The organism is Ketobacter sp. MCCC 1A13808 (assembly GCF_009746715.1).
Lineage (GTDB): Bacteria > Pseudomonadota > Gammaproteobacteria > Pseudomonadales > Ketobacteraceae > Ketobacter.
Map to the genome: position 1 here is coordinate 478,736 of NZ_VRKW01000003.1, position 18,462 is coordinate 497,197.

Sequence of the window (18,462 nt, forward strand, 5' to 3'; positions counted from 1 at the left end):
TCGATAGTGATTTGGTGTCAAATGAATAGATATCAGGCACGAATAGTTGTGAGTACCTGATACCTAGTAGGCTGCCTGTTCGGCAGATAATAATAATCTTGAATACTTACATTTCTAAGCTGCCTGCGCGACAGTCATGGGGTAAGTGTGTTCAGTTTTGGCTTCTATGTCTAATAAAATCTTAAATATTTACAGGTTGATATGATGCTTTTTCTATGAGTACAATCATAAATGCTAACAGCGTTAGGTTTACGGCTAGGTCTGCATAACCGATGTGGCAGGCATAGAAAATGGACTCTGATTAAAAAATAGGAACTAGAAAATGACCTCAGAGGTGGCGTCAGGTGGGTTGGCTCAGCTTATTATCGAGTACATAAAAAATAGAGAAGTCGATAGGCTAGAAAAATTTGATAAAGAAACAGAGAAAAAGCTAAACAGTGCCGAGCCGGCTCAATTTGCGGAACTTAAAGCCCAGACAATGAAAGCTCGGGAAGAGGAAGTCAATAAGTACAAGCCCAGTCGTTGGATGGCAGATGCGGCACAGCGAGCCAAGCAGCTTAAGTTCGTTACGCATTCACTTAAATTCATACATTCCGATGCGAAGGGCACCAACCTTTATTACATGGCGGGCTCAGGTGTTGACTCCAGCTATATTGGCAGTATGAGTATTCACAACCTGGAATATGATGTGGTGGGCAATGCGGCCGCATTGGATGTGGGGAAAATGCTGCTGCTAGATCTGGATGGGACTCCTGTTATCGATTTTATAAAGAGATCGGATCCATCAGTTTTCCATGCCATTGCAGAAAGTGAAAGTCAGGCTTTGGAGTGGGTCGACGGTTTTAGTCAAGTATTTCAGGCGTCAGAAATTGCCTCGCATAAATTTGCCAAACAAATTTTTTGGCCACTCGAAAATAATCAATATCATTTGTTGATGCCTCTTTATGCGACTTCTTTCGCGCATGAGATCTATCGTACGATCAGGGATGAGCGCTTTTCGGAAGAAAGTAAGGATGCGCGGGAAAAACGCCGCAAAAGCGCGTATTCGGAGAAGCCTGATATTCGATATATCAACACAGCAATCCAAAGCTATGGCGGGACTAAACCCCAGAATATAAGCCAGCTGAATAGCCAACGTTATGGTAAGTCCTATTTGCTCTCCACGGCTCCTCCCATCTGGCGGGATCAAAATAAACCGCCAATTAATATTGATTCAATCTTTAGCCGATATTTTGAGAGGCGAGTTTATCCATACTTAAAATCAATTCGGAATATTTTGCAGAAGTATATCGACCGGGATAGCAACATGTGGATGCAAATGGCAAGGGATAGGGGGTTGGATGACATTGTATCTTCAATACTTAACTTGTCAGCATCAATACAAATGCTTCCGGCAGGCTGGACTGATCATGCTGAATGCAAGCTTCCTCGGGAGGAGCAGCTGTGGCTCGACCCAAAGAGGCAGCAGTTTGATGAAGAGTTCAGGTTGGAGCGGGAAATGGGGGAGTGGCAGGGCGCGGTTGCCAGGAATTTTTCGCGCTGGCTGGCTGGAAAACTGGAAACAAAGGACATGGCATTTGGTGCAGTCGAACAGAGAGAATTTCGCGCATTGATCGAGCCGGAACTGAACCATAATCTCAAAAGTATAGAGGGGATTGTATTGTGATGGACGCAATGATTGTAATTCGCAATATACAGGTCAGCGCAGCGAACGCCATAGCGGGTTTTACATGGGGGTTTCCGGCGATTTCTAATTTTTTGGGTTACGTTCATGCCCTGCAACGTAAGTTGCCGGATCATCTTGATATTGAGTTCAGCGGTTGTGCTGTGATCTGCCATAACCATAAAACACAAGCATACCAACCAAAAGGTTTTGCAGATTATTCATTTGCATTAACACGGAATCCACTTACAAAGACCGGGGCATCGGCATCATTCGTAGAAGAAGGCCGGATGAATATGGAGGTGACTCTTCTAATATCTGTTGTTGATAATATGTTTTTAGAAACAAAACATGTTAATGAGTTAGTGGATAGTTTAGGTAAAAACGTGCAGATGCAACACTTAGCAGGTGGTCTCATTGGTAATCAACCTAAAATTAGTTTTCTCTCTTATCAAAAGCTTCAAGAAAATCATAGAGCATTGATGTTTAGTTTGTTACCTGGGTTTGCGCTGGTTAGCCGCCATGATCTTCTATTGCAGCAACAGAGAAATTTTATAGAGCAAGATATAGAAAACCCGGAGTTACAGGCGTGGTTGAGTTTCTCTTCTTTAACCTACCGACCGGTTTCGGGAGCAAGGCCAGAGTCACCTGAAAAGGTTGAATGGGAGCGGGTTAGTCCTTTTCGAGGTTGGCTTAAGCCTATATCCATTGGGTATCGCCCTATTTCAGAGGTGTATGAAGCCGGAGTTGTAGCAAAGGTGCGTGATGCAAATACGCCCGCCGGTTTTGTGGAGAATTTATATTCGATTGGTGAATGGCTTAGCCCTCACAGAATAAAAAATATTGAACAACTGATTTGGCAGAATAGTGTTTCAGAATCAGGTGATTATATTTGTATTAACCATTATCAATCTGCATAGAACTAAAATACTTCAAGGAGAATAAAAAATGGCAGCACTTAAAACCGCAGAGGTCTTGGCATTCGAGCGTAAGTTAGCGAATTCAGACGGAATTATGTATTCCGGTAGTTGGTCAGATATTGATAGCGCTGATACGTGGGTATCGATCCCCGTAAAAGAAAAATCGGTTAGAGGAACTATATCAAACAGACAAAAATCCGGAATCGCGAGCGATCCATTAAAGCTAGACAAGGAGATACAAAAAGCGAACCTACAAACAGTTGATGTAGCCGCGTTACCGTTCGATAAAGACACTCTGAAGGTTGAATTTACCTTGAGGATTCTGGGTAATTTAGATATTCCTTCAGCTTGTAATAAGCCAGAGTATCAATCGGCATTGGCTGGTTTGATCCAGGGTTATATTGAAGAGAATGGTTTTGACGAGCTTTCAAAACGATATGCTTTGAATTTAGCAAATGGGCGATTTTTGTGGAGAAATCGTGTAGGTGCCGGTGATGTTTGTGTGCGTGTTACCCAATATGAAAAGCAAAAAATATTGAAGCAATGGAAGTTTGACTCAAGTGAATTCTCGCTGAGAAATTTTGATATCAACCATCCGAATATAAGTGAATTGGCCGTTGTTATCGGTGGAGGGCTTAAAGGCGAAGAGTTTGTTTTTCTGAAAATTGAAGCATTTGCTTTGCTGGGTCAAGGGCAGGAAGTATTTCCTTCAGAGGAATTGATCCTTAACAAAAGCAACGATAAAGGCGATAAAAGCAAAACCTTATACCAAGTTCAAGATATTGCCGGTTTGCATTCGCAAAAAATAGGTAATGCACTACGTACCATAGATACATGGTATCCGGATGCAGATAAGTTCGGTCCTATTTCCGTTGAGCCATTTGGGTCAGTCACCAGCCGAGGTGTGGCGTACCGCCAGCCAAGTCAGAAAATGGATTTTTATTCTTTGCTCGATAACTGGGTATTAAAGGGTAAAAAGCCAGAATTGGAGCAACAGCATTACGTGATTGCGGCTTTGATTCGGGGTGGCGTTTTTGGTGAGAAATCAGAATAAGGATTAGGATATGGATCATCACATTGATATACAGGTGTTACCTGATCCGGAGTTTAAAGAAACTGTTTTGATGAATGCACTCTACTCAAAGCTGCATAGAATATTGGGGCAAAAAGCAGAAGGACGTATCGGTGTAAGTTTTCCAAATTACGATAAGACGCTAGGCGGTTTACTCCGGCTGCATGGTACATCACAGGACTTGAAGCGTTTGATGGAGGAGGCTTGGATGACGGGGTTAAGGGATTATTGCACTACCTCGGAAATTCAGGAAATTCCGGGACAGCACAAGCATTGTATCGTTAAACGTGTTCAGGCAAAAAGCGCCCATAACAAGCGATCTCGATCCATAAGGAAAGGTTGGCTCACGGAATCTGAAGCTTTCACTAAAATACCCGAAACGCAGCAGAAAGCATTGCAATTGCCATTTGCTCAGCTAAGAAGTTTGTCTAATGATAATTTAATGCGTGTATACATAGAGCATGGAAGCCTTAAAGATCAACCCATGACAGGAACCTATTCCTCGTACGGTTTGAGTTCGTCTGCCACCGTTCCATGGTTCTGACCCTTTTTTTAGCGGTCTCGGTAAGTATCTGAAATATATGGGTTCTCCGGTGATTCGCCATAAAAGGGTAAAAATGGTGAAGTTATCATTTGTTCTTTAAAAATCAATGATATAGTTGGGTTTGGCTACTGTTCGCTGCCGCACAAGCAGCTTAGAAAAAATGCCTCACCACAAAGAAATAGCCAGTCAAGTTCGCTGCCGCACAAGCAGCTTAGAAATGCAAGTGGCACGGTCAATGGGCCACGGAGAGGTTCGCTGCCGCACAAGCAGCTTAGAAATTCAATCGCTGATTATGTTCCTGGCCCCATACGTTCGCTGCCGCACAGGCAGCTTAGAAATCCTGGGTCTGCTGTTCCTCAGTTTATATCTGGTTCGCTGCCGCACAGGCAGCTTAGAAACAAAGCTGCAGACATAGCCGAAAACAGAATATGTTCGCTGCCGCACAGGCAGCTTAGAAATAGAAATTAAATGCGATGTGCCTTGGGCGGTTGTTCGCTGCCGCACAGGCAGCTTAGAAATAGAGAAGAGAAGAGATAGAGAAGAGATAGAAGTTCGCTGCCGCACAGGCAGCTTAGAAAATCGTCGACCCGATCAAATCCTGCATCGTCAGGTCCGCTGCCGCACAGGCAGCTTAGAAATGAAGAGCGAAGCGAATGGTTGCGCAAAGGAAGTTCGCTGCCGCACAGGCAGCTTAGAAATCTTTGAAAAAAGCCCCCGCTGCCGAGGGCGAGTTCGCTGCCGCACAGGCAGCTTAGAAAATTATTCCGAGCGCAAGAGGGCGAATAACCACGTTCGCTGCCGCACAGGCAGCTTAGAAAACCAATTCGCCCTGGACTGATAACGCAGACGGGTTCGCTGCCGCACAGGCAGCTTAGAAAATCAAGTCAGACCTGTTTAGCGATATCGACCGGTTCGCTGCCGCACAGGCAGCTTAGAAAGAAAAAGGCTTCTGATTGCGTTTCGGAAATGTGTTCGCTGCCGCACAGGCAGCTTAGAAATTTTCAGCCATCAAGCGCTCAATCATCTCGTTGTTCGCTGCCGCACAGGCAGCTTAGAAAAGATGAACTAATACAGATAGTTAAAAATCCAGGTTCGCTGCCGCACAGGCAGCTTAGAAAAACTAAAGCTAATCCCGAACGAAGTCAAACGAGTTCGCTGCCGCACAGGCAGCTTAGAAATATGGCGATCCCTTGCGTCGACCCAGAAGAGAGTTCGCTGCCGCACAGGCAGCTTAGAAAAATAAGCACCTTCAAACCCGAGTCGTTCCAGCGTTCGCTGCCGCACAGGCAGCTTAGAAAGTCACGCTTACGCTGGCCGGGACGTCGGGCACGTTCGCTGCCGCACAGGCAGCTTAGAAAATTGCTTCTCTCATCGCAGAAACCTCGCGCTTGTTCGCTGCCGCACAGGCAGCTTAGAAAGCAAGGGTAAGGCCGAGGAAAGGCATTGCGTTGTTCGCTGCCGCACAGGCAGCTTAGAAATTGTGTCGATCCAGAAGCGATCCCTGAGCCTGGTTCGCTGCCGCACAGGCAGCTTAGAAATATACCGTCAATGCTTATTTCAATGACAATACGTTCGCTGCCGCACAGGCAGCTTAGAAATTAAGTCATCTTGATCAGTTAAGACAATACTAGTTCGCTGCCGCACAGGCAGCTTAGATACACCATCGATCAGACAGTACCGCTTCAGGGTCTGCTTCTGTCCGATGGATCCACTAGCTATTTTTTGCCCTCTGGGCTATCCACTGGCGGTTGGCAACGCATTCGGTTGTTGCAACCAGTAACGGTGGAAGTGTTGCCGGTACCGAAGCGTACGGCCTGGCAATAGCCCTCAATTCTTTTCCAACTTCTTCTTGAAAAACCACCATGGTGCTGCTTGGCTGAAAGGTACGCTACACGCTTTGTTTTGAGTTGTTAATGCTACTGATTTAGTTAGGTATGGCTCAATAAAAGTTTATATTTAATAAGGATATACAGTACCTTGAGCCAATCTGTTCATTTCATCTCTGGCCTGCCAAGATCAGGCTCCACTCTGTTAGCCGGCATATTACGCCAGAATCCCCGTTTCCATGCTGCGATGTCGAGCCCGGTGGCCAATTTGATTAACGGCGCACTGGAGCAAATGGGCGCGGGCTCTGAATTTTATCCGTTTTTCACACCGGAAAAACGTCAGGCGATATGCCGTGCGTTGTTCGATACCTATTACGCCGACGCTGGCGATCGCGAGGTGGTCTTTGATACCAATCGCATCTGGACTGCGCGGCTGCACCAATTGGTGGAGTTGTTTGATGATTTCAAGGTGATTTGCTGCGTCCGCAACCCCGCCTGGATCATGGACAGTTTTGAATGCATCTACCGCAAAAATCCGTTTGATTATAGTCGCATGTACAGCCCCGCCAGTCGGCAGACGGTATACAGCCGTTGCGAGAGCATGATGAGCGGTGGTGGTGTGGTAGGCGGTGCTTGGACGGCGCTAAAAGAAGCCTTTTACGGTGACGCATCCGAACGTTTGCTTTTGGTGGACTACGACATACTTACGCGCCATCCGCAGCGCTCCCTGGAATTGCTGTACGACTTTTTAGATGAACCGGTGTTCGATCACGATTTTGATTGTGTGGAATACGAAGAAGGGGAATTCGACAGTTTGTTGGGGGTAAAAGGTCTGCACTCGGTGAAGAAAGAAGTGCGCTTCACGCCCCGTCGCAGCATCTTACCACCGGATTTGTTTGTGAAATATCAAGAGATGGATTTTTGGCAGGACACTGTGGGCACATCCGCCCACCTTATTGCTGCCAAACCGTCAACGTCTGCTTCAACAGGTAAAGAATCATCATGAGTAAACGCATATTGGGCGGCTTGGCTCCGCTGTTGTTTCCGTTCGCCACCTATGCCGCGCCGAGTCTGTTGACGGGTGCGTATCAAGCCCGTCCGGCCGGTGCCCGGGAGCTGTCATTGCGCCACGACGCGAAGATCGTCAGCGATGGGGTTCATGAACCGGTGTCTGTCAGTAGCGACGCAGGGCTAACCCTGGAACGCGGCCGCACGGTAGTTGAGTTGATGGTGATCGACGATTCGGTGGCCGATAAATCGACTTTATTGCAGCACCTCAAACCCGGGGTCGCGGTGATCGAACTGGACCGTAATCAGGATGGTTTGGCGCAGTTGGCGCAGGCACTGGCCAGCTATCAGCAATTATCCGCTATTCATGTCGTATCGCACGCGCGCGATGGGATATTGTTGCTGGGTAACCAGTTATTGGACACTGCAACGGTGGAGTCCGATCCACGTTTTTTCAATGCAATCCAGTCGGCACTGAAAGCCGATGGCGATGTGCTGTTTTACGGTTGTGATTTGGCAAAGAGCGAAGTGGGTGAAGCGTGGTTGGATGTGGTGTCCCGGGGTACACAGGCCGATGTTGCGGCCTCCAATGATCTAACCGGGAATCATACCCTTGGTGGTGACTGGACATTGGAAATTGCTCGCGGTGATATTGAGGCGACGCTTCCGTTCAGTGATAAAGCGCTCAAGGATTTTCAGGGAGTCTTGGCGCCCACGGCGTACCACATGCTGGGATTCTACAACGCGAATCCAGGTTCGTATTTCCAAGTAAGTTCGATTGATTCGGCGGATGGAAAGCTTTTGCTGTCTTCTCCCAGTGGGAAAATCAGTGTTTTCGATGATGGGCAGACAGCTTACGGTATGTCGTTAGCTGTGGATGGAAGCGGCAACTACTACGGTCGGCCGTTCCAAGTGGCAGCGGATGGCTCGCTGGCGTCCACGTTCGAACTGAATTCCCTGTTGTTGTGTAATGACTCCGGAGCATTTGGCCCGTCGGCGGAATTTACAACCAACTTAACAATCAGCGGCTTTTACGCCAACAACGCCAGCGCGGGCAGTGTGAATGTCTCGGTCACGACCAAAGCCTGTGTTTACGGGGCGAACTCCAACGATGTCGATATTGTGGATGTATCGGGTACCTTTGGCGCCGGAAAAGATCTTGTACGCTTTGTAATTAATTACAACGGAACCCCACCAAACGACAGGTATTTGGTGCTGCGCTCTCTGACGGTCGATAACTTCAAAGCACCGGATACGACAGCGCCGATCTTCGATACCACACCCACCGTTGGCAGTCTGACGGTGGCGGGTGGCACAGTATCTGCCAACCTTGATGAAGACGGTACCGTCTATTACGTGGTGGTGACCGATGGTGCGGGTGCACCCAGTGTCGCCCAAGTTAAAGCGGGCCAAGACAGCGGAGGCGGTACGGCGTTGGTCAGCGGAGATTTCACCACCAGCAGTACCACCGGTAGCGAAGCGTTCAGCGGCCTGACTCAAGGCACCGCCTACGATTTGTATGTGGTGGCGCAAGACGACGAAGGCACGCCCAATGTGCAGGGTTCCGCAACGTTGGTGAATTTTACCACCACGGCTTCCAATACCAATGGCGACCTCACCGCCTCAGGCACGGTGTCAGAACCGGTGGGCTTGAGCAGTACGATCGATACCAGCGGTGAAGCGGTAGCGGTGTTTGACTTTAATATTGTTGATGGCAGCGGCGATGGCTTGTCTTTGTTTGTGTCCGGTCTGGATCTTTCTGTCAGTGGCTCGATGAGCGCGAGCGATCGCGTGAAAATTACTTGGTTGCTAAACGGTCCAGGTGTGACCGATGCTGTGGGTTCATTTAATGGGCCGACCACTACATTGTCCTTCAGCAGCCTGGGCATTACGGTGGCCGAAGGGGGCACCAACACTTACACGTTAAGCGCATATTACAACGACAACACCGGCTTAACCGATGGTTCGGCGGTGGTGTTTTCCATCGACGGGGACACGGGGCTTGTTGTGGGCGGCGCTGGCACGCAAATGGGGACGACAACACCGGTCACCAACGGCTTGGGCACGACCTCTGATATTGAAGCAACGGCGTTGGTGTTTAGCACTCAGCCGGCAGGTTCGACATCGGGTTCGGCGTTAACTACACAACCCTCTGTGGCGGCCCGGGATGCATTTGGTAATACGGATACCAATTTCACCGAGGTGATTACATTAACGGAAGCAAGCAGCGGAACCTTGAGCAATGCCTCTCAAGCGGCAACGAGCGGTGTTGCGATCTTCACGGGGCTGACCTACACAGCATCAGCCGATCAGCAAAGTTTTACCCTGACAGCCAACGACCAGGACGGCGTGGGTTCTAACTTGCCTACGGTAAATGCTAATGCCGTGACCAGCGATGTCGTGGCGACGAAATTGATTTTCAGTACACAGCCTGCACCATTGTCGGTGAACAGCGGTGTAACTACTGCACTAAGCACTGTGCCGGTGGTATCGGCAATGGATGCCGACAACATAGTGGACACCGGGTACAGCACCGGTATTACCTTGGCAGAAGTCAATGGCGCCGGTTCAGCAACGCTATCTGCAGCAGGAGATACCGATGGCAGCATAGCCTCGGTGACCCTCACGCCAACGTCAGGTGTGGCCACCTTTTCGACGGTTCAAATCACCTATACCGCATCGGGGAGCACGTCAGAAAACTTTAATCTGCAAGCGTCTTCCGGGGGGCTGTCTACCGCTAACAGCAGTCAGATGACTGGTGTTGTCGATAGCACACCGCCCACGGTGAGCAGCGTCAGTGTGCCAGCCAATGCCACCTATTTAACAGGCCAGAACCTGGACTTTACGGTGAACACCAGCGAGAGCGTCACGGTGAATACCGCGGGGGGCACGCCTCAATTGAGCTTAACGGTAGGCGCCACCACCCGACAGGCAACCTATCTTAGTGGCAGCGGCACCAACGCCTTGTTGTTCCGTTACACGGTGCAGTCCGGCGACAATGATTCCGATGGTATTGCGATCGGTACCTTGTCCGCCAATGGCGGCACCCTGCAGGATGCCGCCAGTAATAACATGACGCTCACCCTGAACAGTGTCGGCAGCACCGCCAGTGTGTTGGTGGATGCAACAGCACCCACGGTGAGCAGCGTCAGTGTGCCCGCCAATGCCACCTATGTAACAGGCCAGAACCTGGACTTTACGGTGAATACCAGCGAGAGCGTCACGGTGAATACCGGGGGTGGCACGCCTCAATTGAGCTTAACGGTGGGCGCCACCACCCGACAGGCAACCTATCTTAGTGGCAGCGGCACCAACGCCTTGTTGTTCCGTTACACGGTGCAGTCCGGCGACAATGATTCCGATGGTATTGCGATCGGTACCTTGTCCGCCAATGGTGGCACGCTGCAGGATGCCGCCAGTAATAACATGACGCTCACCCTGAACAGTGTCGGCAGCACCGCCAGTGTGTTGGTGGATGCAACAGCACCCACGGTGAGCAGCGTCAGTGTGCCCGCCAATGCCACCTATTTAACAGGCCAGAACCTGAACTTTACGGTGAACACCAGCGAGAGCGTCACGGTGAATACCGCGGGTGGCACGCCTCAATTGAGCTTAACGGTGGGCGCTACCACCCGACAGGCAACCTATCTGAATGGCAGCGGCACCAGTGCCTTGATGTTCCGTTACACGGTGCAGGCCGGCGACAGTGATACCGACGGTATTGCGATTGGCACCTTATCCGCCAATGGTGGCACGCTGCAGGATGCCGCCAGTAATAACATGACGCTCACCCTGAACAGTGTCGGCAGCACCGCCAGCGTGTTGGTGGATGCAACAGCACCCACGGTGAGCAGCGTCAGTGTGCCTGCCAATGCCACCTATATTGCAGGCCAGAACCTGGACTTTGTGGTGAACACCAACAAGAACGTGACCGTGAATACCGGGGGGGGTACGCCTCAATTGAGTTTGACTGTGGGCGCCACCACCCGGCAGGCCTCCTATCTTAGTGGCAGCGGCAGCAGTGCCTTGTTGTTCCGTTACACCATCCAGGCGGGCGACAGTGATACCGACGGTATTGCGATTGGCACCTTATCCGCCAATGGCGGCACGCTGCGGGATGCCGCCAGTAATAACATGACGCTCACCCTGAACAGCGTCGGCAGCACCGCCGGTGTATTGGTCAATAACGCCCCCACCGGCACAGCCGACAATGCAACTACTGACGAAGATAACGCGGTAGCGATCAACGTGCTGGCTAACGATAGCGACAGTGATAACAGCCTTAACGCGGCCAGTGTGTCGATCACCAGTGCGCCCAGCCATGGCAGCACCCGGATTAACACCGGCACCGGCGTAATCACCTTTACCCCGGATGCCAACTACAACGGCAGCGACAGTTTCACTTACACGGTTGACGATGTGCTGGGTAGCACTTCTGCCAATACCACAGTCAATGTGTCCATTAATGCGGTTAACGATGCTCCGGTGGCAGTAGCCGATGTGGTGAATACCGCAACAGGCACCGCCGTGAATATCAGTGTTGGCGCTAACGATACCGATGTGGATACCGGCGATAGTGTTGATACCGCCACCATTAGCCTGGTGACACTACCCGTAAATGGCAGCGCCGTCGTCAGTGCAGGCCAGGTGGTTTACACGCCGGTTGCCAACTTCAGTGGCAGTGACAGCTTTACGTATCAGATTGACGATCAGAACGGTGCCACTTCCAACGTCGCGACGGTGAAGATCAATGTCAGCGGTGTTAATAGTGCACCCACGGCTGTTAATGACAGCGGCACGACCGATGAAGACACCGCGGTTAATATAAACCTGATCAACAACGACAGCGATGCAGACGGCAGCGTCGACGTTTCCAGCGTGGCCATAATAGAGCAACCCGTTAACGGATCAGTGAATGTAGACGTGAGTGGTCAGGCCACCTATACACCCGATGCGGATTACCACGGCAGTGACAGCTTCACTTATGTCGTACAGGACAACGGCGGAGCCACCTCGAATGTGGCTACCGTGACCCTCACGGTCAACAGCATCAACGATGCACCCGCTGCTAACAGTGATACGGTTTCAATACAAGAAAGTACCCCTTATAAGATAAACGTTCTGGGTAATGACGCCGATGTGGACGGCACAATCCAAAGCGGCACACTTCAGATTGTGAGCGCTCCTTCCAATGGTTCCGCAGCCATCAGCGGCGGCACTATCACCTATACCCCAGGGGGTAGTTTTAGTAGCGACAGCCTCACTTACCGGGTACAGGATAATGCAGGCACATGGTCCAACATCGCCACCGTGACGCTGACTTCGCAGCCGGTAAACAACGCGCCGCTGGCTAATAACGACAGCGCCACCACCACTGAAGATAGCCCGGTGATTATCAGTGTGCTGTTGAACGATGCCGATGTGGACGGAACACTGGACAATACCAGCATCACCATCGGCACCGCACCGGCGAGCGGCAACCTGGTTGATAATAATGATGGCACCCTGACCTATACGCCCTCGGCCAACAGCTATGGTAGCGATCACTTTACCTACAGCGTGCGGGACAACGATGCCTCCAGCTCCAACAGCGCAATGGTATCCATCAGCATAAGAGCAGTGAACGATGTGCCGACCATTAGCGGCAGTCCGGTGCTGAGTGTACTGGAAGGGCAACCTTACAGTTTCACCCCGACACTCGGGGATGAGGACAGCACCAACCTGAGCGTGAGCGCCACCAACCTGCCTGGCTGGCTGGTTCTGGATAGCGCAACCGGCGCCCTTACCGGAACGCCTCAAGTAGGCGATGCAGGTAGCTACTCTAATATTGTCCTGAGTATTACGGATGGCAGTGATAGCGCGACACTGGCGGCCTTTAACATCACGGTGGTGGGTGACAACGACACCGATGGAATCGCCAACACGGTCGATACTGACGACGACAATGACGGCATGAGCGACAGTTACGAGCAAAGCAATGGTTTCAACCCATTGGATGCGAGTGATGCGGCACAGGATCGGGACGGCGACAGTGTGACAAATCTGCAGGAATCCCTGGACAACACCGATCCGGACGACGCAACTGACTATAGCGACGTTACTGCGCCAATCGTAACGGCTCCGGCGGACTTGGTGATTGACGCCACCGGCTTGTACACCCGGGTACCGCTTTACCAATTGCTGGATCTGGGCAGCACCACGACAACAGCCGATTTACAGGATGGTCTGAGTGATCTGGTGTACGACAATGTCGATGGTGCCGGTTGCTGCAACAACCAGGTAGTCGGCATGGTGAACAGTGCTTTGTTACTGCCACCCGGCAGCAATACCGTGACCTATCGCGCAGTGGACAGTAAAGGCAATCAAGGCACAGCCACTCAGATCGTTAACGTGAGGCCACTGGTGTCGGTGAATAAAGATCAGATCAGCGCAGAAGGTGCAACCGTGCAGTTCCGCGTGATTTTGAATGGCCAATCTCCTTTCTACCCGCTAACAGTGCCCTATGTGATTGACAGCGCCAGCACCACCAATGCAGCTGATCATGACCTGGTGAACGGCTCTGTGCAATTCACTAACGGCCAAACCGTTGCCAGTGTCAGCATCGCATTGACAGCGGATGGGGTGAGTGAGGGCGATGAAACGTTGATTGTACGCCTGGACGACCGAACCAGTAATGCCCAGGATCTGGCCAATGGCTACAACCCTGTCTCGCCGGATATCTATGACATTAACAGCGGTGCCCAGAACCGTCATCAGATCACGGTGACTGAAAATAATGTGGCACCGGACGTTTCTCTGCGACTAAGCCAGAACAGTACAAACACTGTATTGATTACCACTACGGGGGGCGCTGTCACCGTCACGGCCACCGTGTCTGACCCCAATAGCGGCGATCAACACACTCTGGATTGGTCAGCCACGGATGCCGCTCTGGTGGAAACCGATGGTAATAACACGGATGCCAATCTGGTGTTTGATCCTGGCGAACTGGCCAGTGGAGTGTATAAAGTCCGCGTCACGGTTACCGATGATAACGGAGCACAAGACACCGCCTCGCTGTACTTCAAGCTAGTCGATGCGCTGCCTACTCTGGGTTCAGAGGATACCGATGGCGATGGTACTGATGATGCGACAGAAGGCACTGCCGACAGCGATGACGATGGCATACCGGACTATCTGGATAACATCAGTGCTGTCAACGTACTGCCGGAGCAGGCAGACGAAACCAGTGCTTTCCTGATGGAATGTGATCCTGATATCCGTTGCCGGGTTGGTCAGTTTGCGTTGCAGGGCGAGGGCGGCGGTGCGAGTGTGCTGCAAACAGAACTCTCGGCCCAAGGTATTGAAACCGATACGGAGTATGCTTATGGCGGTGGCATTTTCGATTTTGAAATGCACGACCTGCCATCGTTGGGCCAAAGTGTGAAGGTTGTCTTGCCGCAAACCAGCGCCATTCCGGAAAACGCAGTGTATCGCAAATTGTCGAATGGTCGCTGGCAGGACTTTGTCGACGATGCCAATAACCAAGTTCACTCCGCACCCGGCAATCTGGGTTACTGCCCGCCACCGGGAGACGACAGCTGGCAACCTGGCCTGACTGAAGGTGACTATTGCGTGCAGTTGACCATTGAAGATGGCGGTCCTAACGACGCTGATGGCCTTGCGAATGGCAGTATCGAAGATCCCGGCGGAGTCGGCACACAGACCCTGTCTACCGACGACGGAGTGCCGACATTCCCAACCATTACCAGCAAGGGTAAAGGCTCTGGCGGCTCAATGGGTGGCGGCCTGCTGCTGATCTTCGGTGCAACGCTGTTTTTGCGGCGGCGGACTCGTTCCGCCCCGCATCTGGCGCTCGCGTTGCTGGCCAGCACAGGCGCCAGTTTGCTGCCTGTGCAAAACGCAGAAGCGTTTGAATGGGACGAAGCCAAACAGCAGTTGCAGGAACACGGTTATGCCGCACTGGCGTTTTATCGCGCCAAAGGCAGCCAGGGCGAAGCGGATTTTCAACAGGGCATGGCCGCCAGCGGGGTTAATGTAACGCTAAGCAGCTATGACACTACCCGCACGGCGTATCAATTTACGCTGGGTTACGGCTATCACCCGCACTTGGCACTGGAGCTGGGTTTTCTGGATTTGGGTGATGTGCGCGTAGACATGAGTGCCACCGGCACCCCAGACAACTTAAGGGCGGGCCTGGAACAGCATTACCCTGTCAGCAGCGAAGGCTTTACGTTGTCCAATCGTTTTCTGTGGCCGGTGCAGCAACAAACCACCCTATCGGCGGAAGTAGGCTTATATCGATGGGACGGTAAAATCGATATTTCCGGTGCCACGGTGGAACCGGACCTGGACGGCGGCACGGATTTTTTACTGGGGGTGGCGGCTCAATACAATGTAACCGATCAGTTTGCAATTAGTGCTCACATGAAACGGATTTTCTTTGACGATCAGGATGTAGATCTGTTCGGGGTTGACGGGAAAATTCGATTTTGAGTATTAAACTATAAATCTTTTTGCCCCTGTAACCGTAATAATAAGTACGCCCATCAGCAATTCTATCGGCGACTTTGCTCTCCAACGGTTAATCTTTATGACCAATACACTCTGCAACCGGCTGCAGTACATTAAAAAACGATGCCATGTTGCCGCCAATGAAGACGTGTCCGGTGGCAGGGTGAGGCAAGCTTTGGATTTTAAAGATAGCGCGTATTTAATTTTCTGGCGCTTTCTTGTGTTTGCTTTCTCTATATTTTTTTAACTCTTTTTTCAAAAAATAATTTTCACTCAACAATGAAAACATAAATATTAAAGCAAAAACATCGAATGCGTTTTGGCCAAGAAAATGCCAAAAGCACCAGGACAAGAAAGCGCATATCAGTGCAACAATGAGCAATGCTCCGCGATCTAGTAAACGTTCCATATATCAACCTATAGCTGAACGTATTTCAGGATTGGAAAGTAACACAGCTTCAATCCATATTTCATTTTCATACGTCTCAAAAATCAATCCGCATTCCAGTCCTTTAGTTCGAGGCTTTTATTACCGTCTTCAATGAGGCGCTGAAGCTGCTTCAGCTTTGATTCTGCTGTTCTCTCTTGTAGTAACCGCAGTCCGTCACAGGCAGCTTTGTTGGTTGTCTTGTACGGTGCCAGCCCATACGCCTACAACATAGACTAAATGTAGTGGAGCCAAACCGTGATAAGTTCGCGCAGCGAATCACGGGCTTGGCGAAACGAAATGTTGGTCTAATACTTGTGATTGTAAGCGCACATTATGCTCTTTAAGCATAGCGAGCAAACTACCCTATAAAACTATCGATTTGAGTATGGCTGACTCAAAATAATTAGTTCAGATTTATCTGATAAGTCGTAAACTTACTACCATGAATCTCGGAGTGAGAAATGTTTATGGCCATTCTAGCCAAGTACCTATTTTCTCGACGAGTATGCAGCAAATTTATAAATATATCTTTGTGCCCAAGCTCTTTAGCCCATGCCATTAGATCAGCAAATACGCGTTTCCCTTTACCCCAGGCGGCATGATCCAAGACGATAGCGATCTCGTACTTCTCTAACTCTAGTTGTATGCCGCACCAACCTATGAGTTTTCCTTCGAACTTTATCGCCCGAATCTTGCAGCCAGGCGTCGAGTCAACTGACATTTTCAATTCGATCCAATCCCTAATTGAATTCCCATCGAAAAAATCATGCTCAATCAAATGCTCCCTTATTCTTTGTCGATTTAGAATAGAGATAAATTCGTTCTCGTCAACGGAATCAAATTTTATGTACTGAAGTTCGTTCATGCTCGTCACTAAAGAATCCGTTGACGCTCGCAACACTGGCGCAGTGTAGTGGAGCAGTTTTGGTGGTACAAGCGAAGCGCACCAACAAAACTGCGTCCAGTGCTTGCGCTTGTTATGCATCTGCGTGTATCGTTGTACAAAATATTTGTACAAAACCTGGAAAACAAGCGATGCTGACTGTCAATATAAGCGAGCTTAGAGCCAACCTATTGAAATATCTAGAAAAAGCGAGTCATGGCGAGCAAATCACTGTCACTACAAACGGTAGGGTTCTTGCGACCATAGCCCCTCCATCAGATAGAAAAGCTATGGCGAGAAAACAGCTTAGTGAACTGTCTGCTACTGCCAAAATTCAAGATGTAACCAGTCCGTTAGATGATCAATGGGATTCTATGTTGTGATTCTGCTAGATACCTGTGCAATCATCTGGGATGCACTTGATCAGTCAAAACTAACTAAAAAAGCCAGAACTGCCATTGAAAAAGCGGATGCTCACAACGCCCTAATAATCTCGGACATTTCAATCTGGGAGATAGCAATGCTGATTAAACGTTCGCGCCTAGAAGTCGACACAACCGCGGCAAATTTCATTAATCTCTTCTTAGAATCACGCAATATATCTGTCGTTTCGATATCACCCGAAATCGCGGAATTATCAACTAACTTCGGGCCTGAAATAAATAATGATCCCGCCGATAGAATTATCGCTGCAACCTCCGTCATTCATAATGCTCAGCTAGTTACTGCAGATTCCAACCTGAGGGAATCTACTATCGTTGATACACTTTGGTAATGCATAATATTGCATTGCCAAGCTGTAGAACAATTAACTTAAAAGCAAGTCGCTTCCTACAGCTTGAACGCCAACAACATGGGACCATGTGTAGTGGAGTGATTTTTGTGGTACAAGCGAAGCGTCACCACAAAAATTGCGGAGCGTAACTTGGTCCTGTGCTTGTTTTGGTTATGCGCGATTTAACCACGTTTGTGGATTTTTCTGGGCGTGTAAAACTGCGATGACAACAATAGATTTTTCTTGAACCAAATAAAATATCCTAAAAGGAAACCGCCGAATAGCAGCACACCTGAGATCTCTATAGATTACGCGGTAGTTATGTGGGTTTCTTTGTATTTTCGAGAACCCCTCTTCAAGACAAAGAATAAAATCATGACCAAGCCCCAGCCTGACCTCTTCGTAGTATGAGAATTGTTTAGCGATATCGGCTTCCGCTTCACTTCTGATCGATAGCGAATAGCTCATTTCGAAGATAAAATTCGGTCTTTTACTTCAGTCCAAGTTGAACCTGGATTCCCATCTTCCGAGAAGCTTTGAAGTCGCTTGTCGAGCTCTAATTGCTGTGCTTCGGTAAGCTCTATCTCTACACCGCTATTTACCACACTATCCCATAATTGTTCGGCAAGTAGAATTCTTTCGGAAATGCTAAGTTCTTGAATATTCATAATAAAATGCACCAAATGTACAGCATGATTAAAGAAATTCTATCATATATTAGGGGCTTGTATAGACGAGGTTACGGTTGGAACCTTGCCAGCACATAACATTATTATTAAGCCGCATAATCCCACAATCCACTGAAAAATATCTAAATACACAGCTCA

At 49.6% G+C, this 18,462-nt stretch carries 12 protein-coding genes and 1 CRISPR repeat array; of the genes, 8 read left to right on the top strand and 4 right to left on the bottom strand.

The features are described from left to right. Nucleotides 1-322 precede the first annotated feature (322 nt). The 6 genes from csy1 (at nucleotide 323) to FT643_RS08980 (ending at nucleotide 15,529) form a co-directional block, all read left to right on the top strand. Nucleotides 323-1,666: a type I-F CRISPR-associated protein Csy1 gene (csy1, locus tag FT643_RS08955; RefSeq protein WP_156871032.1), complete on the top strand. Its 1,344-nt coding sequence runs from the start codon at nucleotides 323-325 to the stop codon at nucleotides 1,664-1,666. After that, nucleotides 1,666-2,583, top strand: coding sequence for a type I-F CRISPR-associated protein Csy2 (csy2, locus tag FT643_RS08960; protein ID WP_156871175.1), 918 nt, complete (start codon nucleotides 1,666-1,668; stop codon nucleotides 2,581-2,583). The genes csy1 and csy2 overlap by 1 nt, the downstream gene beginning before the upstream one ends. A gap of 28 nt (nucleotides 2,584-2,611) precedes the next feature. Further along, entirely contained in the window at nucleotides 2,612-3,637 is a 1,026-nt protein-coding gene (gene csy3 / locus FT643_RS08965; RefSeq protein WP_156871033.1) for a type I-F CRISPR-associated protein Csy3, read from the top strand. Nucleotides 3,638-3,647: 10 nt separating this feature from the next. After that, nucleotides 3,648-4,199, top strand: coding sequence for a type I-F CRISPR-associated endoribonuclease Cas6/Csy4 (cas6f, locus tag FT643_RS08970; protein ID WP_156871034.1), 552 nt, complete (start codon nucleotides 3,648-3,650; stop codon nucleotides 4,197-4,199). A gap of 130 nt (nucleotides 4,200-4,329) precedes the next feature. Beyond that, a CRISPR array of direct repeats spans nucleotides 4,330-5,857; the repeat unit is 28 nt; unit sequence GTTCGCTGCCGCACAGGCAGCTTAGAAA. Nucleotides 5,858-6,176: 319 nt separating this feature from the next. Continuing rightward, nucleotides 6,177-7,031, top strand: a complete 855-nt coding sequence (locus FT643_RS08975; protein WP_156871035.1) for a sulfotransferase family protein — start codon at nucleotides 6,177-6,179, stop codon at nucleotides 7,029-7,031. After that, nucleotides 7,028-15,529: a tandem-95 repeat protein gene (locus tag FT643_RS08980; protein WP_156871036.1), complete on the top strand. Its 8,502-nt coding sequence runs from the start codon at nucleotides 7,028-7,030 to the stop codon at nucleotides 15,527-15,529. Before FT643_RS08975 ends, FT643_RS08980 begins: the two co-directional genes overlap by 4 nt. A 217-nt stretch (nucleotides 15,530-15,746) precedes the next feature. On the opposite strand, the gene FT643_RS08985 is transcribed toward FT643_RS08980, so the two are convergent. After that, on the bottom strand, nucleotides 15,747-15,956 hold the full coding sequence (locus tag FT643_RS08985) for a hypothetical protein (RefSeq protein ID WP_156871037.1): 210 nt from the start codon (nucleotides 15,954-15,956) through the stop codon (nucleotides 15,747-15,749). A gap of 424 nt (nucleotides 15,957-16,380) precedes the next feature. Continuing rightward, nucleotides 16,381-16,842 (bottom strand): GNAT family N-acetyltransferase, encoded by a 462-nt coding sequence (locus tag FT643_RS08990; RefSeq protein ID WP_156871038.1) that lies wholly within the window; start codon nucleotides 16,840-16,842, stop codon nucleotides 16,381-16,383. A gap of 62 nt (nucleotides 16,843-16,904) precedes the next feature. On the opposite strand from FT643_RS08990, the gene FT643_RS08995 reads away from it, so the two are divergent. After that, entirely contained in the window at nucleotides 16,905-17,243 is a 339-nt protein-coding gene (locus tag FT643_RS08995) for a type II toxin-antitoxin system Phd/YefM family antitoxin (RefSeq protein WP_198043426.1), read from the top strand. Next, complete coding sequence (locus tag FT643_RS09000; protein ID WP_198043427.1) at nucleotides 17,240-17,635, top strand: type II toxin-antitoxin system VapC family toxin; 396 nt, start codon at nucleotides 17,240-17,242, stop codon at nucleotides 17,633-17,635. Before FT643_RS08995 ends, FT643_RS09000 begins: the two co-directional genes overlap by 4 nt. Before the next feature lie 171 nt (nucleotides 17,636-17,806). Here FT643_RS09000 and FT643_RS24020 read toward each other — a convergent pair whose 3' ends face one another. Together FT643_RS24020 and FT643_RS09010 are read right to left on the bottom strand one after the other, a co-directional pair. Then, nucleotides 17,807-18,103 (bottom strand): type II toxin-antitoxin system RelE/ParE family toxin, encoded by a 297-nt coding sequence (locus FT643_RS24020; RefSeq protein WP_156871040.1) that lies wholly within the window; start codon nucleotides 18,101-18,103, stop codon nucleotides 17,807-17,809. Further along, nucleotides 18,100-18,303, bottom strand: coding sequence for an addiction module protein (locus FT643_RS09010; RefSeq protein ID WP_156871041.1), 204 nt, complete (start codon nucleotides 18,301-18,303; stop codon nucleotides 18,100-18,102). Before FT643_RS09010 ends, FT643_RS24020 begins: the two co-directional genes overlap by 4 nt. Nucleotides 18,304-18,462: the final 159 nt, after the last annotated feature.